This window comes from Mesorhizobium sp. M0048, assembly GCF_040323405.1.
GTDB lineage: Bacteria > Pseudomonadota > Alphaproteobacteria > Rhizobiales > Rhizobiaceae > Mesorhizobium.
On sequence record NZ_JAMYUV010000135.1, the window covers coordinates 1 to 680 of the forward strand.

General features: G+C 64.0%; 1 protein-coding gene. It reads left to right on the plus strand.

The window, feature by feature from the left end:
- Positions 1–438: replication initiation protein RepC (gene repC, locus NKJ84_RS33085; RefSeq protein WP_352510017.1), on the plus strand; the 438-nt coding region annotated here is incomplete at its 5' end.
- Positions 439–680: the final 242 nt, after the last annotated feature.

Below are 680 nucleotides of genomic sequence, written 5' to 3' on the forward strand. Positions count from 1 at the left end.
GCCTGCCCGAACATGCTTTGGCTGGTGAAGGGCGGCGGCGGAATCCGCAACTGGCGTGAATTTCTGGCCGCGGCCGAGGTTGCCCGACCGTCCATGGGCGTCAGCCCGAGCGCCTGGGAGGAAGCGCGAACGGCAATGGGTGAGCAGCAGGCGGCGATTACCATTGCCGCGATCTACCAGCGGCAGGACCAGATCAACAGCGCCGGCGGCTATTTGCGCAGCCTGACAGATCGAGCAAAGGTCGGAAAGTTCTCGGTCTGGCCGATGGTGATGGCCTTGTTGCGGGCCAAGCTTGACGCGTCGAAGACGACCGGAACCGGAGCTGAAGCCGCTGCCGTCGATTTGGAGGCGGCAGGCAAGGTTGTGCGCACCGAATCCCGGCTGGAAATCAGCGACGCGTTGCGCCGCAGCCTTGACAAGCCGGGGCGCGGATCATGATGAGGCGGGCGGGTTTCGATTCGAACTACGGAACATGGACGGTGGCTGCAGCGCTTGTCGGAAGGTGCATCTTATGAGAGCATCGAGGGCATGAAAAACGAACACGACCAGGAACCGACGCCCGATGAGACCGCCGGAATGGTGTGGTGGAACTCACTTGCCGAATCCGATCGTGCGGCTTGGCTGGCGCGGGCCGGCAGCGCTGTTCCAGCTGATGCCTGGGCCGCGTACAAGCGGCTCGG